Annotated in this window: 26 protein-coding genes; 6 read left to right on the top strand and 20 right to left on the bottom strand. The window is 55.1% G+C overall.

Features of this window, described 5'->3' with window-relative positions:
• The first annotated feature begins 103 nt into the window (after positions 1–103).
• Positions 104–1,162 (top strand): NAD(P)-dependent alcohol dehydrogenase, encoded by a 1,059-nt coding sequence (locus H8K03_04535; GenBank protein UVT21193.1) that lies wholly within the window; start codon positions 104–106, stop codon positions 1,160–1,162.
• An 84-nt stretch (positions 1,163–1,246) separates the two neighbouring features.
• Here the strand turns inward: H8K03_04535 and H8K03_04530 are convergent, their stop codons facing one another.
• From H8K03_04530 to H8K03_04505, 6 genes are all read right to left on the bottom strand, one after another.
• Positions 1,247–2,227 carry a biotin-dependent carboxyltransferase gene (locus tag H8K03_04530; protein ID UVT21192.1) on the bottom strand — a complete coding sequence of 327 codons (981 nt, stop codon included), beginning with the start codon at positions 2,225–2,227 and terminating at the stop codon, positions 1,247–1,249.
• Positions 2,224–2,982, bottom strand: coding sequence for a LamB/YcsF family protein (locus H8K03_04525; GenBank protein ID UVT21191.1), 759 nt, complete (start codon positions 2,980–2,982; stop codon positions 2,224–2,226). The genes H8K03_04530 and H8K03_04525 overlap by 4 nt, the downstream gene beginning before the upstream one ends.
• Positions 2,969–3,712 (bottom strand): 5-oxoprolinase subunit PxpB, encoded by a 744-nt coding sequence (gene pxpB / locus H8K03_04520; GenBank protein ID UVT21190.1) that lies wholly within the window; start codon positions 3,710–3,712, stop codon positions 2,969–2,971. Before pxpB ends, H8K03_04525 begins: the two co-directional genes overlap by 14 nt.
• 105 nt (positions 3,713–3,817) lie before the next feature.
• Positions 3,818–5,458, bottom strand: a complete 1,641-nt coding sequence (locus H8K03_04515) for an FAD-dependent oxidoreductase (GenBank protein UVT21189.1) — start codon at positions 5,456–5,458, stop codon at positions 3,818–3,820.
• 103 nt (positions 5,459–5,561) lie between these two features.
• Complete coding sequence (locus tag H8K03_04510) at positions 5,562–6,701, bottom strand: alpha/beta fold hydrolase (protein ID UVT21188.1); 1,140 nt, start codon at positions 6,699–6,701, stop codon at positions 5,562–5,564.
• Between the two features lie 140 nt (positions 6,702–6,841).
• Positions 6,842–7,786 (bottom strand): hypothetical protein, encoded by a 945-nt coding sequence (locus H8K03_04505; protein UVT21187.1) that lies wholly within the window; start codon positions 7,784–7,786, stop codon positions 6,842–6,844.
• A 359-nt stretch (positions 7,787–8,145) separates the two neighbouring features.
• Here H8K03_04505 and H8K03_04500 point away from each other — a divergent pair, with 359 nt between their 5' ends.
• Positions 8,146–9,168, top strand: a complete 1,023-nt coding sequence (locus H8K03_04500; protein UVT21186.1) for a DUF2278 family protein — start codon at positions 8,146–8,148, stop codon at positions 9,166–9,168.
• A gap of 81 nt (positions 9,169–9,249) precedes the next feature.
• Here the strand turns inward: H8K03_04500 and H8K03_04495 are convergent, their stop codons facing one another.
• From H8K03_04495 to H8K03_04450, 10 genes are all read right to left on the bottom strand, one after another.
• Positions 9,250–9,657 (bottom strand): hypothetical protein, encoded by a 408-nt coding sequence (locus H8K03_04495; GenBank protein UVT21185.1) that lies wholly within the window; start codon positions 9,655–9,657, stop codon positions 9,250–9,252.
• 400 nt (positions 9,658–10,057) lie between these two features.
• Positions 10,058–11,692, bottom strand: coding sequence for a hypothetical protein (locus H8K03_04490; GenBank protein UVT21184.1), 1,635 nt, complete (start codon positions 11,690–11,692; stop codon positions 10,058–10,060).
• 255 nt (positions 11,693–11,947) lie between these two features.
• Positions 11,948–13,354 (bottom strand): alkaline phosphatase family protein, encoded by a 1,407-nt coding sequence (locus H8K03_04485; GenBank protein UVT21183.1) that lies wholly within the window; start codon positions 13,352–13,354, stop codon positions 11,948–11,950.
• A 216-nt stretch (positions 13,355–13,570) separates the two neighbouring features.
• On the bottom strand, positions 13,571–14,635 hold the full coding sequence (locus H8K03_04480; GenBank protein UVT21182.1) for a hypothetical protein: 1,065 nt from the start codon (positions 14,633–14,635) through the stop codon (positions 13,571–13,573).
• Positions 14,636–14,767: 132 nt separating this feature from the next.
• Positions 14,768–15,736, bottom strand: coding sequence for a hypothetical protein (locus H8K03_04475; protein ID UVT21181.1), 969 nt, complete (start codon positions 15,734–15,736; stop codon positions 14,768–14,770).
• Positions 15,737–15,783: 47 nt separating this feature from the next.
• On the bottom strand, positions 15,784–17,052 hold the full coding sequence (locus H8K03_04470; GenBank protein UVT21180.1) for a hypothetical protein: 1,269 nt from the start codon (positions 17,050–17,052) through the stop codon (positions 15,784–15,786).
• A complete protein-coding gene (locus tag H8K03_04465; GenBank protein UVT21179.1) occupies positions 17,052–17,480 on the bottom strand; it encodes a hypothetical protein in 429 nt (142 codons plus the stop codon). Before H8K03_04465 ends, H8K03_04470 begins: the two co-directional genes overlap by 1 nt.
• 587 nt (positions 17,481–18,067) lie before the next feature.
• Positions 18,068–18,823, bottom strand: coding sequence for a hypothetical protein (locus H8K03_04460; GenBank protein UVT21178.1), 756 nt, complete (start codon positions 18,821–18,823; stop codon positions 18,068–18,070).
• A 248-nt stretch (positions 18,824–19,071) separates the two neighbouring features.
• Positions 19,072–19,530, bottom strand: coding sequence for a polymer-forming cytoskeletal protein (locus tag H8K03_04455; GenBank protein UVT21177.1), 459 nt, complete (start codon positions 19,528–19,530; stop codon positions 19,072–19,074).
• A 146-nt stretch (positions 19,531–19,676) separates the two neighbouring features.
• Positions 19,677–19,937 (bottom strand): hypothetical protein, encoded by a 261-nt coding sequence (locus H8K03_04450; GenBank protein UVT21176.1) that lies wholly within the window; start codon positions 19,935–19,937, stop codon positions 19,677–19,679.
• A 120-nt stretch (positions 19,938–20,057) separates the two neighbouring features.
• Between H8K03_04450 and H8K03_04445 the strand changes: the two genes are divergently transcribed.
• The gene (locus H8K03_04445; GenBank protein ID UVT21175.1) at positions 20,058–20,450 is read left to right on the top strand and encodes a DUF423 domain-containing protein; all 393 of its coding nucleotides are present in this window, start codon (positions 20,058–20,060) and stop codon (positions 20,448–20,450) included.
• Positions 20,451–20,629: 179 nt separating this feature from the next.
• Here the strand turns inward: H8K03_04445 and H8K03_04440 are convergent, their stop codons facing one another.
• Together H8K03_04440 and H8K03_04435 are read right to left on the bottom strand one after the other, a co-directional pair.
• Positions 20,630–21,625, bottom strand: a complete 996-nt coding sequence (locus tag H8K03_04440) for a hypothetical protein (protein ID UVT21174.1) — start codon at positions 21,623–21,625, stop codon at positions 20,630–20,632.
• Positions 21,622–22,422 (bottom strand): dienelactone hydrolase family protein, encoded by an 801-nt coding sequence (locus H8K03_04435; protein ID UVT21173.1) that lies wholly within the window; start codon positions 22,420–22,422, stop codon positions 21,622–21,624. The genes H8K03_04440 and H8K03_04435 overlap by 4 nt, the downstream gene beginning before the upstream one ends.
• A 133-nt stretch (positions 22,423–22,555) precedes the next feature.
• On the opposite strand from H8K03_04435, the gene H8K03_04430 reads away from it, so the two are divergent.
• Positions 22,556–23,539, top strand: coding sequence for a Gfo/Idh/MocA family oxidoreductase (locus tag H8K03_04430; protein UVT21172.1), 984 nt, complete (start codon positions 22,556–22,558; stop codon positions 23,537–23,539).
• A gap of 85 nt (positions 23,540–23,624) precedes the next feature.
• On the opposite strand, the gene H8K03_04425 is transcribed toward H8K03_04430, so the two are convergent.
• Together H8K03_04425 and H8K03_04420 are read right to left on the bottom strand one after the other, a co-directional pair.
• The gene (locus H8K03_04425) at positions 23,625–23,861 is read right to left on the bottom strand and encodes an Lrp/AsnC ligand binding domain-containing protein (GenBank protein UVT21171.1); all 237 of its coding nucleotides are present in this window, start codon (positions 23,859–23,861) and stop codon (positions 23,625–23,627) included.
• Positions 23,862–23,974: 113 nt separating this feature from the next.
• On the bottom strand, positions 23,975–24,415 hold the full coding sequence (locus H8K03_04420; GenBank protein ID UVT21170.1) for a hypothetical protein: 441 nt from the start codon (positions 24,413–24,415) through the stop codon (positions 23,975–23,977).
• Positions 24,416–24,745: 330 nt separating this feature from the next.
• Between H8K03_04420 and H8K03_04415 the strand changes: the two genes are divergently transcribed.
• Both H8K03_04415 and H8K03_04410 read left to right on the top strand, forming a co-directional pair.
• Positions 24,746–26,275, top strand: a complete 1,530-nt coding sequence (locus H8K03_04415) for a YifB family Mg chelatase-like AAA ATPase (protein UVT21169.1) — start codon at positions 24,746–24,748, stop codon at positions 26,273–26,275.
• A gap of 7 nt (positions 26,276–26,282) precedes the next feature.
• A complete protein-coding gene (locus H8K03_04410) occupies positions 26,283–26,495 on the top strand; it encodes a hypothetical protein (protein ID UVT21168.1) in 213 nt (70 codons plus the stop codon).
• The last annotated feature ends 155 nt before the right edge of the window (positions 26,496–26,650 follow it).

Raw genomic sequence — 26,650 nt, 5'->3', positions numbered from 1 at the left:
AACGCGAAACAGGTTATCGATTTCCTCCGAGACTGGTCCACCCCGGACAAGGGTTCTCCCTAGCTTGCCGGTAAGCAAGTGGAGGCGCATACTGGCCTCCTCTATGTCTACGGCGAAAGCATACGCCGCGACGAACGCGACCTCGTCGCTTGCTCTCACGACGATTCCGAGGCGCGAGCCTATTCCATACGACGTACAACTCGACATTCTCTTTTGCGGCATCTGTCACTCGGATCTCCATCAGGTTCGCAATGAGTGGAGCGGTGTGATGCCCACGGTCTATCCCTGTGTCCCCGGCCATGAGATCGTCGGACGTGTGACCAACGTCGGATCGGCGGTCACGAAATTCAAACCCGGCGACCTCGCCGCTGTGGGCTGCATGGTCGATTCCGACAGAACGTGTTCCGAATGCCAGGCCGGCCTCGAGCAGTTCTGCGGGAACGCGACGCTGACATACAATTTCCCCGACAGGCACCTCGGCGGCGTGACCTATGGCGGGTACTCGGAGAGCATCGTAGTCGACGAACGCTTCGTCTTGCGTGTTCCTGCCAATCTCGATCTCGCCGGCGCCGCACCACTCTTGTGCGCGGGGATTACGACGTACTCTCCGATGCGTCATTGGGGCGTCACCAGGGGGAAGAAGGTCGGCGTGGTCGGTCTCGGGGGCCTCGGCCACATGGCCGTGAAGTTTGCCCGCGCGCTTGGAACCCACGTGGTGGTCTTCACCACGTCACCGAATAAGATAGAAGACGCGCTCCGTCTCGGCGCCGACGAAGTCGTCATCTCCCGTCACGCGGATGAGATGAAGAAGCACGTCGGCAGCTTCGACTTTATCCTCGACGCCGTCTCTGCGGATCACGACATTACTGCCTATATCGAACTGCTCCGCCGTGACGGCAACATCACCCTCGTCGGTGCGCCCGAGAAACCGTTGTCGGTCCCGGCGTTCAGTCTGATTTTTGGCCGGCGCAGTCTCTCCGGCTCTCCCATCGGCGGCATCGCCGAAACCCAGGCGATGCTCGATTTCTGCGGGACGCACAACATTACCGCCGATGTCGAAGTCATCCCCATTCAGAAGGTCAACGAAGCCTACGACAGACTGCTCAAGTCCGACGTGAAGTATCGCTTCTCGATCGATATGGCTTCGCTCACATCCAAATAGCCGGAAAACAAGCGATGTAATGAAACCGTGAAGCTTGCTGCTTGCGGGCGTGGCTTTGGTGTCAGCGAGACATGATCTTCTTGTTCAGGCGAAAGGCGAGCTGTGTCTTGGCGGGAGAGATGCATCGAGCAAAGCACGGTGTTTCCGCAGTATCGTTTGAGCCTTGGCAACGCTGGATAAGACAAACGTGACGGTATCTCCTGGAGCCAATTGCGCCGCGGGCGGGAGATCGGCAGAAATGACGACGGCAATCTTGGGATACCCTCCGGTTATTTGCCGATCGGCCATCAGAAGAATCGGTTGTTCATCCCGGGGCACTTGCACGGCGCCCATCGAGGTGCAGTCGGAGATGAATTGCGCCCGTCCCTTGTGGACGAGCGGTGGTCCGCTGAGGCGATACCCCATCCGATTGGATTGGGGAGTGACCGTGTAGGAGGAGCTGGTCAGGATCGTGAGTGACGCGGCACTAAAAGAACCTTGTTGAGGACCTGGAATAATGCGCAGGGTCGCGGACCGGCTGTAGCGAGGCACCAGCCGATCCGGAAGTTGTTTCCCAATCAGACGGTCGATGGATTCCATGGGCAGCCCACTACACAACATGTCTCCCTGCTTCAAAGGCCTCCCCTGGAATCCGCCCATCTCGCTCGTACAGTGTGTCGAACGACTGCCCAGAATCTGTGGAACCTCGATCCCGCCGGCTATTGCGATGTAACCGCGGGCTCCAGATCGCTGACTGCCGAAACTCAGTCGGCTGCCACGCGCGACCTCGATGCTTTCCCAAAGCGGGACACTGCTGCGATCGATAGTCGGGGAGAGGTCTGCTCCGGTGATGGCGATGACCGCGTCTCGTTCGAACTGCAGCTCAGGTCCTTTTAAGGTCAATTCGAGCACGGCCGCATGATCCGTATTCCTCACCAAGCGATTGGCAACTATTGCTGAATAGCAGTCCATCGCGCCGGCGACGGGAACTCCATACTGCTGATAGCCGTATCGTCCCGGGTCTTGCACCGTGGTCAGCCAACCGCCTTTCACCACGACAAACCTGGTGGGTTGATGGCGGCTCATGCGTGTGCTTTGACGATGCGTATGCCTGCCGATTCGATTTCGTTTCGCATGAGCCTGACCAACTCGACGGCGTGTGGAGTATCCGCGTGCATGCACAGGCTGTCGGCATGCAACGACATCCGCCGGCCATCGATGCTGGTCACATAGCCGTTCAGGATTTCCCGCAACTGCCGGCGAACCTCTTGTTCGGTCTGCAGCAGCGCGCCTGACTCAGAGCGTGGGACGAGTGTGCCGTTGGCGCGATAGGCCCGGTCGGCAAAGGCCTCCTGGACAACCGCCAACCTTGCGCTTTTGCCGCTCGTCACAAGGGCTGATCCCGCGAGAGCGAAGAGCAATAGCTGTGGATCGAACGCCGCGACAGCTCGCGCCACTGCATTGGCCACGGCCTGATCCCTGGCGGCCAGGTGATACAGCGCTCCATGAAGTTTCACATGGGTGAGTGTCAGGTGGTCTAGTGCCAGTACATCGGTCAGCGTCGTCAGTTGAGTGGTCACTAACGATGCGACTGTATCAGGTGAAGTCTGCCGATCCCGGCGACCGAAACCGTCCGTGTCCGGAAATCCCGGATGCGCGCCGATGGCGATTCCATGTCGAGCGGCCAGAGTTGCCGTCCTGCGCATGAGGTCGGGATTGCCCGCATGAACGCCACACGCAATATTGACCGATGTGATCAGCGGCATGAGTTCTGCCTCACATGCCAGATCCTCCGCGCTTTCGTACTCACCCATGTCACTGTTCAAATCAATGGTCGTCACGCGATGCCTCACGACTCAGGCGATCGAATTCAGCCCGATCGATCGGTTTGAATTGAACCAGGTCGCCGGCCTTCAGCAGAAAGGGGTTTCCGCCGGCCTTGTGATACAAGCGGATCGGCGTCCGTCCGATCAGACGCCAGCCGCCTGGAGTCGTGGTCGGGTAAATGCCGGTTTGACGGTCGGCAATGCCGAGTGATCCAGCCTGAACCTTGGCTCGAGGCGTGGCTAGGCGCGGCATGGCTATGCGTTCTGAGACCAATCCCAGATAGGGAAAGCCGGGGCTGAACCCGAGCATGTAAACTCGATAGCGAATCGAGGCGTGCAACGTGACGGCCTGAGCCGGTGACAGTCGGGCGAACGCTGCAACGTCCGACAAATCCGGCCCGTATTCCCCGCCATACAGAACGGGAATCTCGTGCAACATCCCCTGCCATTCGCGGTCGTTTGGTAGTCGTCGAGGCAGGGTTTTCAACTTGTCGACCAAGGCGGCCGACTTCCACTGAAGCGCATCGTAGTAGATTGTCACGGAACGATAGGTTGGTACGACATCGAGGATGCCGTTCCAGCGTTGGTCAACAACGGCTCGAGCAAATGCGACGGCGCTGGCATTGATCGTGGGATCGATCTCGTCGCCGAACTCCACCGTGATCGCGGAGTCGCCGAGTGGCACAAGGCGGAATGTCTCGTTCGAGGTTTGATGAGTCGGTCTTGAGCGATTGGAAGCCGGCATTGGTTGCGCAAGAAATGAACAACGTTACCCTACCTGGTTTATGGTGGGAGGTAAAGGAAGTGCAGAGCGACAATGGGGGCGGGACTTTCGGATAGATCGGAACTCTCAGCGTGTTTTGGCTATGGCCAAGATGTCTTGTGCGGCGGCTATGCCGGAGAGAGCGGCGCCTTCCATGAAGCCCTGCCAGTCGTAGAATGAATTGGCGTGCTCGCCGGCGAAGAAGAGATTGCCTGCCGGGACACCCTCCAGACCAGCCATCGTCGTGAATTGACCGGGACGGTAGCAGGTATAACTGCCTTTTGCCAACGGATTCGACGGCCAATGCTCAAGATGCGCAAGATATTGCCCCTGTGCCAGTGTGGCGGCTCCGATCGCTCCAGGGTACACGCGATTGAGATCCTGTAAAAACCGCTGCGCTTCTATCAGGACTGCGGCCGGATTGAGTCCGGCGCCCCGCGCTCCGCTCGAATAGTCGGTGAGAATTCCTCTTCGATCAGATCCCATCGTGGGGTTTGTTTCCCAGGTCGTTTGATGATTCGGCAGGTCGGAATAGGACGTACCGTTTCCTCCTAACGTATACCAGGGACGGCTGGAGAAGCCGATCATCATTTTGGCGTTGGTGCCGTACCCCAGTCCCTGAATGGCGTCGCGTTGCGCGGGAGGAAGCGAAAGGTTCGGATCAAGCGTCACCTCACGCAAGGTGGTAAAGGGGATGGCCAGCACAGCTGCGTCATGAGTCACGCTGACCATGCGGGATCCCTGCTGGAACGTCAATTCGATTCGCCCGTCACTGAGGCGGCGTACGCGAACAAGCCTGGCCTCATAGATGACTTGTCCAGGGAGCTCGCGGGTCAGTCCTTCGATGATCCGGTCGTTCCCGTCGACGAGATGATAGCGTTCGTCGCTGAATATGCCGAAAGGGGTGAACTTCGAGCGGCGGTCGGCATGAATGAAGAGGAGGAAAGTGAGACAACTTTGCTCCTCCGCCGCCAGTCCGTACTCAGCCTCATAGGCGGCAATGATCGCGGCCTTTGCCAATGGGCCGGCGGGGACACCGGCTCCGTTGTGGCCTTCAAGATATTCGAGCAGATTCGTACGGTCCAGGGCCACATCGTCTTCTGTATGAGAATCGGCCGTCACTTCTCGCGACAGACGATTCAAATCGATCCGCATCACTGAGACGAAGTCACGGAATTCGGCTATGACGGCGGCCTCTGAATACCGCTGCCCGAAGAAGTGGTAGAAGATTTCTCCAGGCTGTTTATTCACATCTTCTACGCTGAGGCGGAATCGCTTCGCGTAGCCCAACATGGTCTTATGAAGGTTGTCGATGAGCTCGCCGCCGCGTTCCGCCACCTGGCCGGGGAAGAAACCTCGTAGGGACCAACAGCGGCCGCCGGCTCGTGTAGCCGCCTCGTAGATAGAGGCTCGGATGCCGCGTGTCTTGAGGGTGTCGGCGCAGGCCAATCCTGCAAGCCCGGCGCCGACGATGCCGACGGACAGGGCGGAAGACGTTGGTTTGGCAGCATCAGTCGGACGAGGAATCATCGTGTCGAGAGCGAGAGTTGCGCCTACCGCTCCTACACCAAGGAGGAACTGGCGCCGAGAGATGGAGTGAGCGGATTGAGTAAAGGCTGACTGCCGGATCATTTCAATGGCATCGGCAGTCGAAGTGTGCCGGTGCTCAGCCAGGAAGGCGGTGGACATCAATCGTGCGAAGGAACGGAATACGGCGCTTCGCGCCATTGGCCAGCCTCCAGGTTGGATGCAAACCAGGGCACATCTTACAGAAGGCCGAGAACGGCGAACAGAGGGGAGAGAAGTCTAAAAAGATCTTTCGGAGTGTTCCTTATGCCGGGCGCATCTCCCACTGATTACCCATCGTACCTGTCTTGTTTCGGCGGCGTCTCGGGTCTTCATGCGGCATCCCATCGATGCTCATGCGAATATCCCCATTGACGTTGCCCACCAGATAGTAACTGTGTTCCACCAGCCCCTTGACGATCCCGCTGCAGTCGATCTGATTCACCTTATTGTGCACCAAGCTCGGTCGGGCTGGCCCGTTTGACCCCAACCGATCGGGATTACCTTTGGTGAAATCCGATATGACGAGCGCCGCATCGCCACGATTGTAGTAGACACTGACGCTTCTTGCCAACTCGTGGACCCTCCCCAACGGATGCCCCTCTTCCAACACGTTGTCATCGACATCGGGCGAGCAGAGAAAGATATGCTCGAACAGGCGGGGCAAGGCGTTGCCCGGTGTGAAGGCATCGCATCGCGTGACCGCATTCTGCAACAGGTAGTTGCCCATGGAGTGGCATACCAGATGAAGGTCTTGCTTACAGAGCTGCTCATCATCACGGCGCAGGGCCGCGAGAAAGTCTCGTACTTTGAGGATGCCTCGCCCCACCGCGTTGCCGGATCCGGCTGCTTCCGACCGATCGGACTTATAGGACACGAACGGCAGGGCCATACCGTCCGATGGCCATGTAAAGAGCACCACCTGTACTGCTTGCTCGGGGTCTCCCTCGGGACAGTGATTCAGCATTTCTTGCAGCGACAGCGCCGTGCCGACTGCGTCAGTCCAGGAGACATTGTAGCCATGGATAAAAATCAGCACATCCGTGTTCTTCCGCATGATCGCTTGCAGATCGGAAAAGGCCCCATCCGATCCGAGTTTGACGTTCTCCTGCTGGTCCTCGGCCACTGAACGGTTGATTTTTTCCTTGTACGCGACGATTTTGGCGGACTCGGCGCACTTCGCCAGGTACTTGATCAGCCCTTCGCCGTCGCCCTGCCCAATAGTGCCGCAGTCCGCCTCAAGATATTTGGCCATCTTGGCGTCATCGGCCTCCACCGTCACACGACCGAAGCGGAGGTTTTCCACTCCATCATCGCTGAATTTTTTTCCGTAGCCGTCGGGGTGCCAGCGATCGTTGCCGAGATGGTTGCGGTTGGTCGCATAGAAGAGTCGTAACGCCGTCATGTTCGTCGCTCCTTCTCTCACAAGGTGAGGTGCGCTGGCCGGTACCGGACGGTGCCGAGCGAGATGTGAATATCGGCTTCAACCGGGAAAGTCAAGAACGGATCGCCGGCTCCTGGTTCGTAACGGATCGAATGAGCCTACTATCCTTCCGGACGAGTTGCACCGAGTTCCTTCAAGAGAAAATTCCGAACGTGTGCCCGCGCGTTTCGCGACGGTTGTCCTGCCGGGTCGTCCTTTTTCCACCCGCCGATTAAGGTGCTGTGCGCATTGACCGGCTTCCCATCCCGCTGGTATTCACTCGCGGGGATTTCGCCGTTGATAAACCGTGCGCCAAATTGATCGCGCAAAGTCTGCTGTTTCGCCCGGTCGGAGATGCAGTCCGTTTCGAATCTCAGCCCGTAGATCTTCGCTGTGCTCTTTTTCGCTTCCGTGAGATCGTCAGCCGACAGGCCGAGAGATTGCTTGTCTTCATCGGTGTACCACCAGAAGCGCATGGGCAGGGCGGGCTGCGCCACCACCACGGCGGCGACTTGTGGGTGATCGAGCAGTGCGACAGGAAGCGGACCGGTCATGCAGTTGCCGATGATGCCGATGAATTGCTGATGGTGCCGCCCTTCGATCTTCTGCACAACTCCACGCAGCCAATTCACGATCGGAGCACTGCCTTGAGCGGGGACTCCCCATTCACCGCCTGGGAAGAAATCGAGCGATCCCTGAAACCAGTAGGCCCCCAACCCGCTCACAAGCGAGAACCGTCCCTTCTCCCCGAACAGCAGCGGGACATAGACAGTGAAATCCTTTGAGAGTTCCTCCGCGTACGCCAATGTTCCCGGAGATAACCCGGTCAGTTCGTGGAGCAAAAGGATCGGCGGCTTGGAACTACCGTCATTGAGGCAAAATACCGAATGCGTCGTACCGGCGTGCGAAAAGGGTTGCTCAAAGCACTCGGTCCACACGCCGACTGGAGCACCTTCCTCCTTCGTGTGCGGCGCGCACATCCCGAGTTGCGCGGCTCCACAACCTGTTACGGATATCAGGAGGGTAACCAGGCCGGCGTGAACGAAAGAGTGGCACAAACTTGCCATAAGACGTCTCTGACTCTATTTATTAAAGGGGCTAGATCCCTCGCCGTTGTACAAAACAGGCCGGAGCTTGCCAATGTTTATGAGTTTGCGCAAGTCCCGTTCTGGTTCGGATACAAAGGATATGGTGACAGGGATGGCTGCTCATCCGATGTTGTGGCCCCGTCTCTGTTTCCGGTGTATCTCATTCGATTCAACTTGAAATCCTGTTTGATACACTCCTGTCACATTCACAGCACTCCATCCTACCGAGTGCCTGAAAAACCTCGATAAAGACTGAGGACACTAGACCGGTTCTGCTCGGTATGTGATTTGCTGCGCATCTGAATATTCGCCACGGACATCGATAAAGGAGATTGACTATGCCGCTCAAACGATACGGAGTGCTAAAAGGAAGAGCCATCGGGGCCACGCGTGAAGAAGACCAATCCTCTCCTCATTATCAAGTTCATATTCAAGCCGGTTCGATACACTACCGCATCGCGGTCAACGTCAAATCCCAACTCAGTCCGTCGGAACTTCTCTTTCTAGTCGATGGCGATTTCCGTCATCCCATTACCGCCACGTTACCGGGTTTATCCGACGATTTTGCCCTGTTGTCGAGTAAGCCGGGCGGACAATCGGTGGATTTTATCCGCGGTAATCTCTTTAATCGATCGGACATGCGACTCCTTCCACCCAATCTTCCTGGACCGGACAATGATTTAAGCGACCAGATCGAGCATTACGTCAAGCGGGCCATGCAGGAACCAGCGGCACGGATCTACGCGTTTGGGGAACGGTGGGGACCGGAGGGTGGGAAAGCGGACAAGATTTTTGATTTTCGACCAGGAAACGGTGTTCACGACATTCATATGAACCAAGGGAACGCCTCGCCACATACCGGTGATGACGGGGTTTGGCAAGATGGAGCTCTCATGTTCCATTTTCCTTCTTCCAGCCAATGGGTGGCCGTGTTTTTGGCGTTTCAATCCCAAGCGTGGCACACCGACGATCGTACCGGTCATGCCAGCCCAGACGTGCCGAACCCCGGTCCTGGACCTCAGCCGAATCCGACCGAGCCGGACTATATCGTCCGGATCGTGGGTGCCCTCGTGAACCCGCTCGGGCCATCGCCGGAACAGGAGACGGTTACGCTGCTCAATGCGTCGCCCGAGTCGATTGATCTGACAGGATGGAAAATTGCCGACCGGCTCAAGAAGACCTGTGTGCTGTCCGGTGTCATCGCCCCCGGTGCCACTCTGGTGGTGAATCTGCCTCAGGAGGTTCAGCTGGGGAATAAAGGTGGAATTATCACTCTGCTTAATCAGAAGGGTTTGAAGGTGGACGGGGTGTCGTATACGGCGCAGCAGGCGAAAAAAGATGGATGGACGATCGTGTTCTAGGGGAGGTTGTAATGTGGGGCTCAACTTCTCAAGAGGTGAAGCCCGCAGAGAACGCGGGAATCGCTGCTCGTTGGGACATTCCTAGTTCGGTTTAGCAAAAGCTGTCTTGGTTAGCACATCCTGCGCATCATATAGGTCAGGAACACCGACGGGTTTGCGGTCTTTGTACATCGTCACCGTCATGGCCGTGCGGCGTGAAAGCACCAGTACATCTGTACGCTGAGACAGCCAAAAGAAGTCATACCCTTCGCGGAGAGTCAGCTCCGCACAGCATCGACGGAAATATTGATCTAGCTGGACCTCTGACGTGAAGCCACTGACCCGATATTCCACCCGGTACACGTTCTCTTTACGCTGCTCGACTTCCTGCTTCCCGGCTTCACCCAGCGGTGTATAGTGCCCGGTTGCACAGCCGCTGAGAGAAACGATCAGCAGTAGAGCAGCCGGTGCCGACAGGGTGAAGCCCGTTTTCCAAGGATGTGTCCACATTGAGAGGGGCCATCGTAGCGGGACTAGTGGGTTAGATCAACAAGAGGCCACTGCTTTCTCGTTTATTCAAAGGAAACCGTGCGAATGTGGAGGCGTTTTGGCGAAGCGAATGATTGTATTGGGCGAGTCCAAGAGACGGCTGTCCTCTGACGCGGTCTACATCTATCCATCATTGCACCAATGGTTGCAGGTGCCCTTCTGGAAAGTAGACGGAGTGTCGCATCAGCCAATTGGCAAAAAGAAGGCTGGACGATTGTGTTTGGGTGGGTTTGACTGAGCAATGTTAAGACCTCTTGAGACATCAAGATGTGACGAACGGCCGAGAATGGCGTCCGGCGAAGGAGTAGAGCTATTTCATAGCTGGCGCTCCATGTCGTATATGGTCAACTTGGCTGATGCATCATTTTGGTTTAATGCACTCTCCTAGTTGGGCATTGACGGCCCAGCATTGGGACTCCCAGAAACGGAAACGTTCGCCGGCATCACTATGAGTCTGGGGATTTTCCTTTTCTACCCTCTGACCTGCGTTAAAGCTTCGAAAGTTAATTCGTGGCCGAAGTCCAGGCCGAATGTCTGGCCGAAGCTCAGTCGGAGTGTCATGCATGGCCTTCAAGAAATTATCATATCGCCCAACAGTTCGATCCTTAAGAGTAATGGGGTCAGCGAGGAAATGATCCAACCACTCGAGCAAGGTGCCTCGAGGTGGAAGATCAAACAAGCTATATTGAATCTCGCTTAGCTCCTCAATGGGATGTAGTGTGAAGTTATGGAATTTCGATTGAGGGTGCGTTCTCATGAACGGCCATACGCTGTCCTCATAGTCCCTTATAGAAGCGGCCGCAGCTAGAAATACAATGTGAGTTACAGGGAGTTGATCATCGCCAAAAGACCGCAACAATTCGTTAATCACAATAGTGCCCATGCTGTGTCCTACGAGAACCAGTTCCCATTGTTCTCCCTTCATGTGTTCTCTAAGTGCCCGAAGAAACACCGAGAGACCACCCGTTGCCTCGATCATGGCCAAGTTGTGGTTTTGCCTGGCCGTTTGGATAATCTCGGAGTTCCCATTACGGTCATCCATTTCTTCTTCCTTGTGAAAAAGGAAATGAATCCGGCGTTGCATATTGTCCCAAGCACTCGTTCCGAAGGTATCCAAGACCGGTCCAATAGCCAGCTTTGCCGGAAAGGTCGCGAGGTAGGAAAAAAAATGGCCGGTCATTTCAGCACAGCGACGTAGGTCTTCTCCCACGGCAATAGGAAAGGTCTGATGATTGGGGGTGCTGGTGGGAGGTCGATGAGCCGGAGGATCTGCTTCAACAGCAAAAAAAAGCCCGCAATAGGGCGGTTTCTGAAATTGTAGCTGTTTTGTACAGCCCTCTAGAGAATCACGCCCGTTGTATCGACAGAGGAGTTCCGTTGCCACTTCGTCTTGTAAGGAAGGACCAAAAAGACTGTTGATAAGCGGGATGGTCGTGAGGTCATTATAGACTTGCATGCTCCAAACGAGAGGAGCCCGAACGAGGCTCCGGGTGACATCGACAGGGAACATGACGAGGGAGGAAGGCCATCCTACGTACCAAGGCCATCGGTGTCCCTGACGGATGTAAAAGAGATGCTCGAAGTAGCTGGACCAGAGCGACGACTTCCAGTTGACGAAGATAGGATAGTATCCCGCCTCCTTCATAAGTTGAGGCCGCGTTTTGCCCTGTTCATATTCTGTTGCGATCCGCTCGATCGAGTCAAACTGGGTGTTCATCCCTCCATGAATAAACATCATGATTTTCTTCGGACCCTGGGTGTTCCCTTTGTTGATCCCCTCAAGAATCTTGGCAATATGACCCTGATATTCCGCATCGCTGTATCGGGGATAGGACAGGAGCAGGTTCATGTGTCGGTTCGGGCCGAGATTGCCTTCGGGATTGACGGCGGTTCCATCGTTGTCGAACATCACCACGTGTTCCTTTGGAACGATGTAGGTGTGGCACCCGGTCAGCATAGAGACAGTTACTAGTAAAATCAGATGGAATATGTACATTAAGAAACTCCTTTGAAAATGCGTCGTTGCCCTGGTCCTCAACCGTGGCACACAGTTCATTTGCCGCAGCCAGCGCTACACTGATGCTATAGTGTCGCTAGATCTCATCGACCGGTCGGCATCCGCTTCTTTCAAGATGCTCGCAATCTTGGGCTCAGTGAATTTCGACTGGTGCCTGGGAACCTCCTGGCTAAAAGGGTTCTTCTGCCAGAACTTTCTCCTCTCAAATTCCTCAAATTGCTGGGGGCTTACACACTAGGCGGACCCAACTATAGGGCATTCAGCACGGGTGTCATCTTCGCAAACCCAGTTCACCCAGAGTTTGCGATCTGTCCCTTCCTTGAACCAAACAAAGTTACGAGATCGAATGAATTTCTCTGACCCATAGGGCTTCAAGAGTTCAGCCGTAATTGACCCCGCTTCAAGTGTTTCTGGTAATTCGTTACTACCTGCCAGAACGCCTTGCCACTGAAGCCATGTTGGAGGTGGGTGGACGATCGCAGAAGATACGACCTGATGGATGAGACGTTCTTGTCCATCAACCCCAGGCCCCGTAATCAATCCAAAGCATCCCACATGGACATCGCCAGAGAGGATCACCCGTCTCACTTCTGAAAGCTTGCCGACAGACTGAAAGTCTAAGAGGCTCATGATCAGCTTCATGCGTTCGCCCTCATGGTAGCTGGAACGCCAATGATCTCGAATATCATCGGTTAACTCCTCTTCCCATGGAGTCGCATCGTACATGCGCTCAATAACCCTAAAGTCACGATAGACGACTGGAATTGCTGAGAGGACAAACAGCGTTTCCACTTGGCCTCGTTTCTTTAGGAACTTCTTAATATCAGACCAGTTCTCATCCCCCATGATCGCAGATTCACTTCTGCTGGTGCGATTGTCGAGCCCAAGCACAGCATAGCTTCCGAATTGAAACCCAAATGAATAATGGGTATTACGAGAATTCAACAGGGTCTTGTTCTTGGTAGAACGTAGTTGAAACAGCTCGAAATATTTTCTGGCTGCATCAAATATTGCTTGATAATGTGGGCAGGTTTGCATTTCAGAAGGGTAGGAGCCCCACCCGTCAAAAATATCGTGATCGTCCCACATCATAATTGATGGGATTGATGCAAGCACGTTCCCCATGTTTTCGTGAGCCCAGTGGCGAATATAGAGACTTTCATAGAAGCGATCCAATTCTCCTTTGGTTTTTGGGCTAACCTGTTTCGAGATACGTTCAGCACGCGGGAGCGCTATCCATTCCACGATGCTGGGTGCGCGTGTTTTGGATTGCCAAATTTCATCGGCATATATCTGATCTCCACCCATAATAAAGAGCGTAAATGGTTCCTTCTCGTGGGATTCCCGAAGAACTTTCCACATTCTGTAAGGCTCCCCTAGTTTTGCGATTGCATCGGGGTCTGAAAAGCCATTGCACGACGCATAGGCAATGCGAGGTCGCTCTGAAGTTCCTGTAACCCAGAAGGTCCACGCATCGTGGCCCCATCGATCTGGAATGGCAGATCCATTTGTCTTGATTTGATATCGACAGGAGTGGCTCACTTTCTTTCTTCTTGCAGGGCTTTCAGCACGCCAGAAAGTTCCGCTAGGTGTAGTTGCGATAGCTTCAGCCACTATTTCAATCTCGTTAACAACCACCATGCAATGTGATGCTTTAGACGTGGTTAGGAAACATATCGTATAGAGGAGGTCTCCTGAGGATGTTTCACCTTCGAATCCTAAGAGCGGTCCAACAAGAAATGGTTCTGGCATATATCCCTCGGCGAAAAGTGTAACCTTACGTGTCGTCGTTTTCTGGGGGGACAGCAGCTTCCCAACATATGACGGAGGACGTAACGTGGAGCCCCTTCTGCATGATCAGCTCACCTCCGCGAGGAAGCTTTCTAGACCATGAGACTGGTAGTGGCAGCCAGGAAACAGCAGTTTGTATCGTGGTCGCTCGGCGTGGCCGTGCTGGACGACAATGACTTGTGGAGGCTTGGACGCCGTATTGTACGCCCGCAGCAATAGGGAGCGGACTGCCAAGTCTTCGGGAGGAAGCGAATAACCGACAATGATCCATCGGTCGGCCCTCCGCATCCATTCCAGTGCGCTACGCCATACGCTCAGCAGGTTCGCGTCTCGTACGTCGCGCACGAGAGACGGTGAGACAATGTGCAACTCCAGTCTGGAATCTTTCCGGCAATGACAGGTATTGTTGTTGTCCAGCTTACTCCGAAAGGCCTGCACTGCGATGGCACCCAACTTGTTAAAGTAGACATAGCCACACAGTGGGCACCGTAATTGGTCCAGGGAGCCATGCAACTTATACACACGCAGCTCGGGTTTTGCGGGCCTAGTTTGCTCTCTTCCGGTTTCGACTCCACGCCAATCGAACCCAAGATCCAGTGTTGTGCTTTGCAACTTGCGCCCCATCCGCTTATAGACCTCGTACTCAAGGCCGATGTCGTAGTTGGTCGTCACCAGCCCAACCTTGGCACCTTGGCGGTATACCCAGCGCGCGAACCGATCTAGCACGTCCCGCTCGCGCTTCTGGTGTGAATCCGTGTCGTCCCATTCAGCGAAGAAATCGCCGAGTAGGATGGCAGTGATAGCCCGTTTAAGTAAGTCGCGACAGTGGCGAACGGCGTTGGCGCCGCCGATGGGCAGGGCCTCACCGGATATGAGTGCATGCTCTACGAGAGAGAAGACATCGGTAATAAGGGGAAGTTGGCGATCCTTGGCATCACTAAGGCCTGGTAATAGTCTGAGCAGATATCGTTGCAGATCTTTGCAGTCTTGTTCGTCCTCCTTCTCCCCGTTGATACCAGAAAACAGTTCGCCGTTCTTCAATTCGGCACGAATGCGCGGTAGAAGCTCCCTCGTAAGGGGGTATCCGATGGCGCGGGAGGCACCGGCGCCAGTGAACAGCACTGTGCGCATTGTCAGGCCTCCTGCAGCATGCACATTAGGTGTGGGATGTCATGGACATACAACACAGCAACGAACCAATCCCCCTATCGAACGCCTAGCGCAGTGAAGGGCCCATACTCATTAGGATCTTCTAAGTGCAACTCATCTACTCTGAGTCTTACTTTTTACATCTGGCTTACGCATACCATAGCGCACGTTCACAAGCTTATTGAGGAGGTCAAACCAAAATGGTGCGCCAAGGGACAACGCGAGAGCAGTGAGAACCCATCCCACAGTGCGAATTATCCAAGTAAAGGGCCAAGAGGCGAACAAACTAGACGTAGCGAGCCCCTGTATTTGGATATCGGGAATCGGCCAGCCTATGGGCAATTTACCGAGTGATGAATTTCGCCCCTGGACAGCATCAACAAGTCCCATGAGTGGCATACAAGACACCTCATTCTTACGATTTTGAGGCGTCAGCTCCATGCACTTCTTGAAAGTCTCCGCACTGGTCTTTTCGGCAATCTGCACGCCGAGCGCTACTGCGGCTTCTCGAGCATCCTTGTCGCGGTACAGGTGTTCTGTTAACGCTATTGTGTCAAGATTGAAGCCGATGGCCATGGCAAGTCCGATTCCTAGACTGATCTTTTGCAGGTTGCGCTTGTAGCCCTCGCCGAGCATCGAGAGAGAACGGTTGACCCAGTCACTTACTGCTGCCACAAGCGTATCGCTCGTATTTCCTGCTGTTCGCACGATGGCTTGGAGTTGTGTTTTCAGATTAGAGGCCGGCAATTTGTCGATAGCTTCGGAAGCCTGCTTTGCGGCATCACCAGCAACAGAAGTGACGGTAAGGCCGCCGATTAACATACGGGCAAGCACATTGGGGTCAACGTATGATGGAGCCTTTCCGAGATCATTGTCAAAAAAAGGCTTGAATGCCGGACTCTTCACTAGAATGTTCCTCACTGCACCCTCATCGATCAGTGTCTTCAACGATTGGCACAGTTGCTTGCCCCGAAGATTGAGGGCTTGCGCGATGTACTCATTGATCACAGTTACGAAAAGACTGGCCCCAAGATAGATGAGGGTCAGGCCAATCGCGACATCTATCCATGCAGTCAAACTCATCTTTCATTCTCCTACGATGCTTGTATTCGCCACGAGGCCTGGCTTGCTCACTGGACAGTCACTGTTGTGTCAACTGATTTTGGAGGTGAGGATGAATCACTTACCATCACCTTATCTGTGTTGCCTGCGGTGCTTCCGGCTTTATAGAGCCCCGTCTTTGCGTCAATACTCGCTCCACCTGACTGGTTATCAGAAAGAGTGAAGTTGAGAGGAGGCACACCACCAGTTGCAGAAAATTGCAGAGTTTGCCCGTGTGCAACGCGTGGTGATGTCGGTGCAAGGGTAAGCTGTGGATGAACTATGACAACCGCAAAAGCCGTATTGCCTGCCGTGTCGGCCGCTCCCACCGCGAACTTTCCTGAAGTTGTTCCGGCTGTATATTCTCCAGTAGAAGGATTAATCGTGCCGGCTGTGGCCGCGTCATGCATGAGCGTGAATCGAACCAGGCCTTTCCCACCGGCAGTTTTGAAAGTTTGTGTGCCTCCAACCGTAGTAGCCGTGGTTTCTGGAGTAATTGTGAGGTCATTGTGAGGGTACATGGCTTTATTCAATGCCGAATTCACTGCTGTGCGTTTGACGAATTCACTGGCGGCTTTACCGGTGGCAAAAAATTGAACGTGGGTGACTCCACCGCTCTCCTTGCTGCTGATTGCGCTGGAATTATTCAGCGACGCGATAAAAGATGGGATAGTGACCTTCCATTCATTGTCCCCGGTTGGGTGTTGTTTATCGGGGCATTCTTTTTTGGGAACCTTCTGGGCGAATATCGGCGGGAAGGCGAGCTCTTTCCGGTTGTAACCAAGTTTCACGGTGCTCGGGTACGGCCCGGTGGACCCATCCCAGGCTGCCTTCAGGCCGAATGACGTGTCTGTTGCAAAATAGAAGTCGCGAGTATTCTCCACCTCTTGGTTGGTGAGGCCAAGCCAGATCTTTTTCCAGAAGGGAAGAAGGTTCGGCTCCTGGCTTAAGCACAGGGAGGAAGTACTCGACACGTGGGTTACCTCAGGACCCTCTGCGAGAAAGACGGCCGCCTCTCCTCCGGCAAAGCGCGAGGTTATTTCAGGGTCAATAAACGTTCCCGATAAGCCAAACGAAGCGAGCAACGGCAGGGTGTTGTCGTGGTCGGCATCTCGGAATGTCGGGGCAATGGCCAACTCCCTCCTCGCGATGGTCACTTCAGCGGTCGGCGGTTTGGAGTCGATGTCCAGCCCATAGTTGGTCTTTGTGGCAAAAAACAATCTGTCATTGGTCTCGCATCCTGCTAAGGAGAAGGCTGTAATAAAGAGGGCGGTGCTACATTTCCATTTGAGGCTCATTATTGAGGCTCCTCTATGCTGTCTGAATCCTTGATCGGCGGAACGATTCCCAAATCAGGTGGATACGTTCCTACTTTGAAATAGAAAAAATCATTGCTGGGAGGGCGAGCAATGGTAATCGCCGCATTCTCATTAGTAATAAGAATGTGTTCCCGACGGTCCCATCCAGCGCTTACCCCCAACGAACCATTGTCCAGCCCGACCGCTATTCCGGTAAGTGTCATTCGCTGAATAAGAGCCTGTTTTCCTTCATTGGGAGGTACCGCTTTGACAGAAAGGTGGCCGAAGCCAACAATGTGTTCGGCTCCGGTATCACGGTCGCGATAGTAGATGGCACAGCTCGACAGGAGAAACCCTATAACCACAAGGACTGTAACATTCGTCATTCCCAAGACGAGGGGGCTTTGTAGGATGGCATTGCCGAACATCGAACTCCTCACCAAATAGTCAACTCCCTCGCATATCAGAAGCCCGATGATTACCGGGTGTGAGTCATTGGAGTCTCACTCGCGATGAACCCGTTCTAATGCCGGTACGTGTCATGTGCTTTATCCTTGTTGGTGCCTTAGCTCCAAACAAGTTCACTGTTTGCTCACTCAGCAAAGAACGGACCAATCATCAATCCTCGCGAATGACGTGAAATCTTCAGCATTATGCTATTGCATCTGAGCGATGAGGTCTGACGGCTGAATCTGTTTCGATTCATCATGAATCCGAAGTGATTCATAGTTCTTCTTCGAGACCATCATCTGATAATGCTCCCCACATAGAACACTACCTGTAGGTTCTTAGAGGAAGTCTGTGTTCGAGAGCTAAGAGGTAGGAGTGTCGAACAAAAGGATGAAGATACGACTTATTGGTTTGGGGAAGTTGGGTTCTGTAGGACTGTAGCGCCAGGCTCTATTTATGGCTTAGGCCGATCGGCAGGTTGACGGGAGTGGCTCTTGAGGGACTTCAGCGTTGAAGAGGTCATTCCAGGCCGCGGATCGTAACAACCTCGAATTTCAAAAATGGTTCAGGGGAGGGTGATCCTGTCGGTGATGCCATAGGCAACGGCGTAACAAACGAAAATGCCGAGGCCGCCGACAGTGCCGGCTATGATCGATGTCATCCAGGTGCCGCGAGTGACGTGTTTGGCGAGGATGGCCAGCAGAATCGCAATGCCGAACTCTCCCAGGATGATGTAGTACGGTGTGTAGGAAAACATGCGGCAGTTGTCATACTGCCACCAGTTGATACGACGAGCCATTTCTTCATAGTAGGGGATATTGATCGCGCCCAGCAGGCCGACCCCCAGTAATCCCCAGACGCCGAATCGATTCCAGAGCCAGAGTCCGACATATCCAAATTGCACGGCGACGACTTCCCAGGCGAACGGCATCCAGAGAGGCGAGCGCCAGAGCATGGGTCCGCCGCCGATGGAATAGTCGAGCGTCTTTGTATAGTCCACCAGCCAGGCATCCGCCGCTAGTTCCGTAAAGCCCACAGCCAACCCGAAGATCATGAACCGCGCAAGGAGGCTGTCCCCATGTCTCGCAATGAACCAGAGCAACATGGCGTTATCGACCAAATTAAGTGCGAGGCCGGTTTTCCAATCAGACCAAGGCGCCCATGTCAGCACGGCAACAGCAAGAACGTTGATGGCAATGGTGGCAATGATGAGAAGTAAACGCCTGAACACCAGAGAATCGCTGAGCTCCCGTAAAGGCGTCTGCGGTGTTGCAAGGCTGAGTGGCGGTCTGGCGAGCAGCTCTACGTGGGGTACGATCACAGAATGCCTCATTCCATTTCTGCTCATACCCTGATCTACGAAAATGGAAGAAGATTGGATTTCTATCTTCGTGAAAAATGAAGCAGAGCGGCTACGGCGGCAAAACAGCGAGATGACAAGTTGGCGGTCAGATTAGCCGAATGAGTTGAACGGGGTGGTCGGGAGGCGTTTTTGTATCTATCTAGAGGTGGCCGAGGCATCTAGCGCGCGATAGCCAGCGGCTCGGCCTTACACGATGCGAGGGAACGTCAGTTCCCTCGGTCGCTCTCGATCAGTACGGGGCGGGAGACGTTCAGTCTCGGGGCCATCTCAGAGTAGACCATAGGGCTTTGTTCGAGCTCATCGACGACCGGGTGGGAACCCATGTCGATCGATCCTTTAAAAAATGAGCCCTCTTCCATCGAAAAAGAAGGGGTGGAGATGTCGCCGAGCAAGACGCCGGGCTTGAGCAGCTGGATTTTCCCGCTGGCGGTGATATTCCCGTGAATCTTTCCCCTGGTCACGATCGTCTCGGCGATAATGGTGCCTCGGATGATCGCGTTCTCGCCGATCACCAGCATACCCTTCGCGTGAATCTCTCCTTCGATCGAGCTGTCCAGTTGAACGGTGCTGTGAAAGTGGACGATGCCTTTGAATGTGACATCTTTCCCGAGAACGGTGAAATTCCCATTATCGCCGCCCTCAAGTTCTCGTTTTTTGTCCCACATGATGGTGACCCTCTTTTAAGCTTGAGATGAGCGTACTCAACACCTTTTGTGTACAAAGTCAGTCAAAAGTCCGTGTCAACATACAGGAGTCGGGAGAAAGAATCAAAGGGTGATTTTCAGCAATTTGGTTTGTAGCGGAGGGAGACTTATTTCTTGCCCGAGGCTGGTTCCGGAGTGCGTGCCTTGTCCGAACCCTGTGCGCCGATGGATTTGACGGCCTTTCCAACGGCCGGTCCGATCTTCGGAATTTCTTTCTCAACGTTCTGTGCGGCGCTCCGTAAGCCGCGCGTGAGATCATCGACTGTAAGCCCCTTGTTGCGTTCGGCTTGTTGCGAGTCAGCGGCAGAGGCTACGCCAGCGGTGACAAGAAGGAATGTCAGCACCCAAAGAGAGCATCGTCGATCCATGGTGAAACTCTATCATAAGTGGGAAGGCTTTTCAGACCCGGTCCAGTGGATGGAGTATTCGGTTGGGATCGCGTATGATCGCGCCGGTCTGCGACGGGCCATATCTGGGAGCTAAGTGCGATGGATGTCGATGCGTCATCTCGGTGGTTGGTGTTTGTCGGCTGTATCAGTGCCGGACTTGGCGTAGCAGCCGGTGCGTTTGGGGCTCATATGCTGAAAGGTGTATTGGATCAGCCGATGTTGGCCGTCTACGACACGGCCACTCGTTATCAGATGTATCATGCCTTCGGGATGATCTTGAGTGGCTTGGTTGTTCGTATCGGGCGTGATGTTGAAGCAGCCAAAGCCGGTTGGCTGTTTCTGGCGGGGACGGTCTTGTTCTCCGGGAGCCTCTATGGAGTTTCGTTGCTGGGAATCCGCTGGCTTGGAGCTGTCACACCGGTCGGGGGAGCACTGTTTATTATTGGTTGGGGGTTGCTGGCCTGGCGCGCATGGCGTTGGGCAAGATGTTGAAAAAGTCCCCCAGCTTTGTTCTCGCATCGCTCAACGCCTCAACGTACTGAGAAGTACGCCTCGGCATCTCGCTTGCTGCGGCCTCGCTGGATGGACTTTTTGAACATCTTGCGGGGTATCCGCTACATCACTCTATTACCCGCAGGTGTTGCTTAAGACCTCAACACAAAAAAATCCTACTAGGGCTGGCAGCCGGTCAACCGCTTCCCGCTAATCGGTCCCCATCCTCCCGTGTTGTTCATGAACGACCCTTCGATCTTCGCATCGTCCTTGATGAACAGCAGGCTGTCTTCCTGGATGCGGCCGTTTTGCTCCCATCGCAAGTAGATGGCATCTCCCACGATAATGGATTCCGTCGGTGTGACGGAGTTGGCCGGTACTTGTCCGGCCGGGGGAAAAGTAATGGTGGCCTTCTGCTCTCCGTGGTTCTGGTGATTGTGAACAATCCATTGCCAGGTTCCGCACAACCGCGCCTGGCCTTTCGCCTGTCTGATACGCTCCTTCCAACCGTAGATGTCCCACCAGGCGGCGGTTGCCCGCTGACTCGCTTCAAATACCGTGCGTTCGGCAGCCAACAGAAGTTCTGTGTTCTGTTGCTTGGACGTTGTTTGAGACGTCCGAAGGGTCTGGTCTTCCTGGGTGAGGCGGAGCAAGTCGGCAAGCGGTGCGCTTCGGCTGCGACCACGCAACCATTCTTGTCGGGCAGGGGAAAGGGAGACCGCTGTTGAGGATGAGATCGCGTCGCGGCTGAGTGAATCGGCCAACTGCCACGCAGCCAGTGCTCCCATCAATTCATAGACCGTCTGGGATAATTCGGTCAATCCCAGCTCCTTGACCATCTTACTCGGGAGTCGTTTGGTTCTGAGCGCTCCTGCAGCATCTTTCAGGCCGAGCGCAGGGCCGACGCTGGTGGTGAACAGTGTCATGGCGCTCTCGTCTGAATCGATCGGAGCGAACTGGTCGGCACGCTGACCAACCGTTTCGGCCAGAAGTGTCGGTGACACCCGTTCTTCTGCAAATGCAGAAGTCATCGTAAAAATGGAGAAACACACGATCAAGAGGAAACCAATCAGGGTAGGACGACGCAGGTTGCGATCTCGTCCGTGGCGAAGGATCCTCGCACCATCGGTCAGTGTGCGAATCCGATAGGAGCGTGGCTGTCTGCTGCGGGTCATGTTCCTTGGAAGCAAGACTTCAAGAAACTCGCGGTTCGTTCCCAGGCGAGGACCGAACTGTCGGGATCATAGATGCCCGGCTTCATCTCGTTACAAAAGGCGTGGGATGCTTCGGGATAGAGATAAGTCTCGACTCGTTTGGCATACTCGCCAGCGGCAGTGCGTATCTGTTCGACGTCATCCTGTGTGGCCCAGGTGTCCTTTCCTGCCTGATGATACAGCACAGGTGAATAGAGATCTTTCATCAGTTCTTTGGGCGTGACCATCTTGCCGTAATATGAAACGGCAGCGCGCAACCGCTTTCGATGACAGGCGAACCGCAGCGCGTAGGATCCGCCCATTCCGTAGCCGACGGCGCCATGAATATTCCGTTTCGTGAAGGTGCGAGTATTAAGGTATTCACAACAGGAATTGATATCCGTGATGACATGCGCGTCGTTTTGCCGTTCCAGTAGGACGGCTGCCACATCGTCATTGGCGGTCACCATCCCTCCCAGCCGGCCGTAGAGATTTGGAATGATCACGGTGTACCCCTCACAGGCCAGCCTCGCGCCCAGATCCTTCATCTGCCCGGTCAGGCCCCACCAATCATGCAGCAACACAAGGCCTGGATAGGTTCCTGGTAGTTGCGGCCAAAACAAGAGGCTATCGATTTGGTGTTCCTTCGGCATTTTGCTCTTGAAGTAGGGATCGACCATCTGATCGGTATGCGTGGGGATCGGCACTCCGCTTGGAAAGCGCGCCGTTCCTGTTCCGATCTGTTCCAATGTGAAGGGGGCTGTTTGTGTCGTAGGCATGGTCAATCGCGTTATCGGAGCGGCTTTGCACTCGGCATAAGCTTACTATATGAAGCCACTTGCGGGAATGTCAAATGAGCGCCATTGACTGATCGACACCTCCGTTTTACTCTAAATCAGTCGAGAGGGACTCATGAACAAAGAGCGCATCGGTATAGGGTTGATCGGAGTCGGGAGGCATGGGCTTCGGTATGCGCAGCATATCGTGCGCGACCTTCCGACTGCCTACCTCAGCGCAGTGTGCCGCCAACATCCTGAACAAGGGTTCGATGTTCCCGGAGGGCCACCGGTCAATGTCTATGGAAAGGCTGCATCGCTGATCGCCGATTCCACGGTCGATGTGGTCATTGTTGTGACTCCTCCCATATGTTACCCGGAGATCTGCCGGTTGGCGGTGCAAGCGCGCAAACCCATGCTGATTGAGAAACCGCTGGGGATCACTGCAGCCGATGCCCATGCGATAGCCGATTCGGTTCGTAAAGCAGGGGTACCGTTGATGACGGCGCAAACCCTCCGATTCGATAACACTGTTCAACACATGAAGAAGCTCCAGCACGATATCGGGCGGTCCGATCGACTGGATTTGGTCAGCCGAATCGAGACAAGAAAGACGGCCCTTGATCATGCCGACGGCTATGGTAGGCGAGGGGCCTTACTGGAAATCGGAGTGCACATGCTTGACCTGGTTCGATTCATAACCGGGGAAGAAGTATGCGAGGCGCGTTGCACGATGGACGTGCGGCCGGATGCCGGACCGGAAACCGCGGCATCCGTTCGCCTCACCACTTCCAGTGGAACGAGATGCCAGATTGAAATCGCACGGGTGCCGGCAGACCGCGTCGGGCGAGCAACATGGTGGGGATCGCAGGGTCGGCTGGACGTTGATTGGGTGCAGCGCCAGGTTCGGCTCAGCGACGGGACTGACACAGAGAACTTTGAACTTCCCCCGTCACAGACGGTTCTCGCCACCCTGACCGCATTCTTGCAGGCCGTGACTGATAACTCCCCGATGCCCGTCACCGGAGAAGATGGGTGTCGTGCGGTGGAAATCGCCGAGGCCTGCTACACGTCGGCACAGGCTGGAGGCGCTCCTGTCCTCCTCAATCGTCGTTCGTGAAGCGTACCTCGCAAATAAAGATAGGACGTACGTGCTCCATCCTGCGTTTCACGCTTCACGAGATACTCTTGCATCGTGACGTGGGCTACGGTTCCGCGACGATGTGGGTATCCGTTTCCTCGACTCCATCGATGGCGTGTATTTTGGTGATCACGACGTCGGAAAGTGCCCGCTCATCCTGGACGCTGATGAAGACGAAGATATCCGGACGGCCAAAGCAGGAGTGGGCTTGCTCGACACCGGATATCCGTTTGAGTGTGCCGACGACGTCTTTGGTCTTTCCTGCTTTCACCTTGATGAGAATGTAGGCTCGGGTTGCCATGGGTCCCTCCTTGTAGGTTTCGTCGTTCGTGAAGCGTGAAGCGTAAGATGTAACACATTACTATTCTTTGCCGTTGTCGCGAGATACGAGATACGCTTCACGAGATACATGACTCATTGTCCAGCCGATCCAGGCATCGCGTTCCGATGGAGCGCATATACCTCCTCAAAGTGTTGTCCCTGTGCCGCGAGCGCAGACCGGCTATCTCTCACCAGTTGCATGAATCGCCTGAAATCTTCCACTGAGACGTTGAATTGCCCGAGGCCGGTTGCCAGCCGCTGGAGCTCTTCAGCCGGCACGTGAACATCCGCGTCCGCGAGCGCCTCCAACATTTCAGCGGTCCATCCGGTTGAGCGAAATCGTTCGAGGACCGTCGTTGCGTTCTCGCGGTGCTTGTCGGCGACAGCACGGTTCGCGAAATCCTGCACCGAGCGATCCGTGCTTTTGGCAAAGGTGGATTGGAGCTGGATGACGGACTGAATGATCCGATCCGCATCTCGCGTGCCTTCGGGTGGAAGTACCTGGGCCTGTTGAAGGGTCGCGAGAACGGCCATCGCCGATCCGACGTATGGAGATGCGCTTTTGGCCCGTTGTGTGGGAGTCGGAGGAAGGCCGTTCGCGGCGAATGTCGAGAAACAATCCACCGGGAGGAAGGAGAGCATGAGCGAGAGACTGAGGGCCCAAATTGCACAAGTCTGCCTGTTGCATCCTGACCGACTCGTGGGGACCGTTCCCTCTGGGCGATACCAGAGGCGCATGGGCGGATTATACAGAGTCAGCCCAAGTGACGCCAGCTCAGCCTGGAGCTGTATTGAAACCCTTATGGAGTATTACTATAATCGCCGGGGTTTGGACGCGGTCAGGAAGAGAAAGGCAATGGTTGCATGCTCGCCAAGGTTCGAAGCGCGGCGCTTATCGGTCTTGATGCGCATCTGGTCGATGTCGAGGTCGATATTTCCGGTGGACTACCCCAGTTCTCCGTCGTTGGGTTGCCCGACGCCACGGTCAAGGAAAGCCGCGACCGAGTACGTTCCGCGCTGAAGAACACCGGGTTTCACTTTCCCGCCAAGAGAATTACCGTCAATTTGGCCCCCGCCGGTGTGAAAAAGGAGGGATCAGGACTCGACCTTGCGATCGCCATCGGGATTCTGGTCGCGGAGGAGGTTATCCCGCAGGCCATGCTGGAGACATGTGTGTTGGTCGGGGAGCTCTCGTTGGATGGCCGAGTGAAGCCCATCACAGGAGCCCTCTCCTTTGCGCTCGCTTGTCGCGTGGGATATGACTTGTTGCTGCCCGCCGACAATGGTACGGAAGCGGCCCTAGTGGAAGGGGTACGTGTCTATCCGCTCCGTAGCCTTCCAGAAGCCGTGGAGTTTCTCAAAGGAAGCCAGATCATTGCCTTGAGCCGGTCCAGCCGCGACGCGCTGGAATCCACCAGATCGATGGAGGAAGAAGACTATACCGACGTTCGTGGACAGGACCATGCCAAACGGGCGCTCGAGATTGCCGCCTCCGGCGGACACAATGTGCTGATGGTCGGTCCCCCTGGTTCAGGAAAAACGATGCTGGCGCGCCGAATCCCCTCGATCCTTCCGTTGCTGGAACTGGAGGAGGCGATTGAAACGACTCGAGTCCATAGTGTGGCCGGCCAACTCGCTCCGGAACGGCCGTTGTTGACCGTCCGGCCGTTTCGAGCCCCACATCACAGCATCTCAGACGCCGGACTTGTCGGAGGAGGGACCGTTCCCAAACCTGGAGAAGTCTCGCTGGCGCATAACGGCGTCTTGTTTCTGGACGAATCGCCAGAATTTAAACGGGGCGTCCTGGAAGGGTTGCGGCAGCCGTTGGAAGACGGGCATGTCATCTTGACGAGAGCGAGCGGAACCTTGAAGTATCCGGCCCGATTCATGCTGATTGCCGCGATGAATCCCTGTCCTTGCGGATATTATGGAGACCGGACGCGGCCCTGTATTTGCACAGGCACGCAGATTCGACGATACCGAGCGAAACTCTCCGGGCCGTTGTTGGATCGGCTGGATATTCATCTCGACGTCCCTCCTGTTCCGGTTCGAGAGCTCCGCACCGAACTCCCTGCCCCAGAAGGATCAGCCATGATCAGAACACGTGTCGTTGCGGCTCGTGAGCGCCAACGGCGACGGTATCGGAGCGACGGCATCTATACGAATGCACAGTTGAAGCCGCGAATGGTAAAGCGGTATTGTGGGCTCGACCAGCCTGCTCAGGAGTTGCTCGAGCACGCAATGGCGAGGCTTCGATTGTCGGCGCGGGCGCACGGACGTATTCTACGCGTCGCGCGCACCATCGCTGACTTGGCCGACTCTGATAGGATTGATACGGTGCATATCGCGGAGGCTATTCAATACCGCTCGTTTGACCGCAATCCCGACGTGTGAGGAATCGGTGGCTTCAGCAAGAGTGTTTCTCTGGTGGTTTGTCGTGGGAGCGACGATGGCGTTGGCCGTCATCCTGGTGCAAGGCGGCATCAGGGAAGTGATGCAGGCGCAAGGATCGGTGTGGGAGCTGAAACTCGTCGAGCTGCTGACCACGATCATGGGTGGAGGGCTGTTGGGAGGGTGTATCGCGCTGATTTTGGATCGGATCAAGAAATCTTAACGGCAGGTTTGAGTCCTTTCTAGATGTGACTATTCGCCAAGCGTTTGTTGCGCCGACCATGCTGCCCACTTTGGTTGTCCTTTCATCTTCACACTGGCCAACCAGCTGAACCCGGTCAGCCCTGTAATTTCGATAGACCGTTTGTGCTGCTATCG

It is taken from the genome of Nitrospira sp. (assembly GCA_024760545.1).
In the GTDB taxonomy this organism is placed as follows: Bacteria; Nitrospirota; Nitrospiria; order Nitrospirales; family Nitrospiraceae; genus Nitrospira_D.
Note: the sequence above shows the minus strand (reverse complement) of the source record. Positions and strands in the feature narration are given on the sequence as shown.

Coding starts and splice junctions, on each gene's coding strand:
- H8K03_04535 (UVT21193.1), top strand. CDS start 104: ATGTCTACGGCGAAAGCATACGCCGCGACGAACGCGACCTCGTCGCTT.
- H8K03_04530 (UVT21192.1), bottom strand. CDS start 2,227: ATGAGCCGCCATCAACCCACCAGGTTTGTCGTGGTGAAAGGCGGTTGG.
- pxpB (UVT21190.1), bottom strand. CDS start 3,712: ATGCCGGCTTCCAATCGCTCAAGACCGACTCATCAAACCTCGAACGAG.
- H8K03_04515 (UVT21189.1), bottom strand. CDS start 5,458: ATGGCGCGAAGCGCCGTATTCCGTTCCTTCGCACGATTGATGTCCACC.
- H8K03_04510 (UVT21188.1), bottom strand. CDS start 6,701: ATGACGGCGTTACGACTCTTCTATGCGACCAACCGCAACCATCTCGGC.
- H8K03_04505 (UVT21187.1), bottom strand. CDS start 7,786: ATGGCAAGTTTGTGCCACTCTTTCGTTCACGCCGGCCTGGTTACCCTC.
- H8K03_04500 (UVT21186.1), top strand. CDS start 8,146: ATGCCGCTCAAACGATACGGAGTGCTAAAAGGAAGAGCCATCGGGGCC.
- H8K03_04495 (UVT21185.1), bottom strand. CDS start 9,657: ATGTGGACACATCCTTGGAAAACGGGCTTCACCCTGTCGGCACCGGCT.
- H8K03_04490 (UVT21184.1), bottom strand. CDS start 11,692: ATGTACATATTCCATCTGATTTTACTAGTAACTGTCTCTATGCTGACC.
- H8K03_04485 (UVT21183.1), bottom strand. CDS start 13,354: ATGGTGGTTGTTAACGAGATTGAAATAGTGGCTGAAGCTATCGCAACT.
- H8K03_04480 (UVT21182.1), bottom strand. CDS start 14,635: ATGCGCACAGTGCTGTTCACTGGCGCCGGTGCCTCCCGCGCCATCGGA.
- H8K03_04475 (UVT21181.1), bottom strand. CDS start 15,736: ATGAGTTTGACTGCATGGATAGATGTCGCGATTGGCCTGACCCTCATC.
- H8K03_04470 (UVT21180.1), bottom strand. CDS start 17,052: ATGAGCCTCAAATGGAAATGTAGCACCGCCCTCTTTATTACAGCCTTC.
- H8K03_04465 (UVT21179.1), bottom strand. CDS start 17,480: ATGTTCGGCAATGCCATCCTACAAAGCCCCCTCGTCTTGGGAATGACG.
- H8K03_04455 (UVT21177.1), bottom strand. CDS start 19,530: ATGTGGGACAAAAAACGAGAACTTGAGGGCGGCGATAATGGGAATTTC.
- H8K03_04450 (UVT21176.1), bottom strand. CDS start 19,937: ATGGATCGACGATGCTCTCTTTGGGTGCTGACATTCCTTCTTGTCACC.
- H8K03_04445 (UVT21175.1), top strand. CDS start 20,058: ATGGATGTCGATGCGTCATCTCGGTGGTTGGTGTTTGTCGGCTGTATC.
- H8K03_04440 (UVT21174.1), bottom strand. CDS start 21,625: ATGACCCGCAGCAGACAGCCACGCTCCTATCGGATTCGCACACTGACC.
- H8K03_04435 (UVT21173.1), bottom strand. CDS start 22,422: ATGCCTACGACACAAACAGCCCCCTTCACATTGGAACAGATCGGAACA.
- H8K03_04430 (UVT21172.1), top strand. CDS start 22,556: ATGAACAAAGAGCGCATCGGTATAGGGTTGATCGGAGTCGGGAGGCAT.
- H8K03_04425 (UVT21171.1), bottom strand. CDS start 23,861: ATGGCAACCCGAGCCTACATTCTCATCAAGGTGAAAGCAGGAAAGACC.
- H8K03_04420 (UVT21170.1), bottom strand. CDS start 24,415: ATGGCCGTTCTCGCGACCCTTCAACAGGCCCAGGTACTTCCACCCGAA.
- H8K03_04415 (UVT21169.1), top strand. CDS start 24,746: ATGCTCGCCAAGGTTCGAAGCGCGGCGCTTATCGGTCTTGATGCGCAT.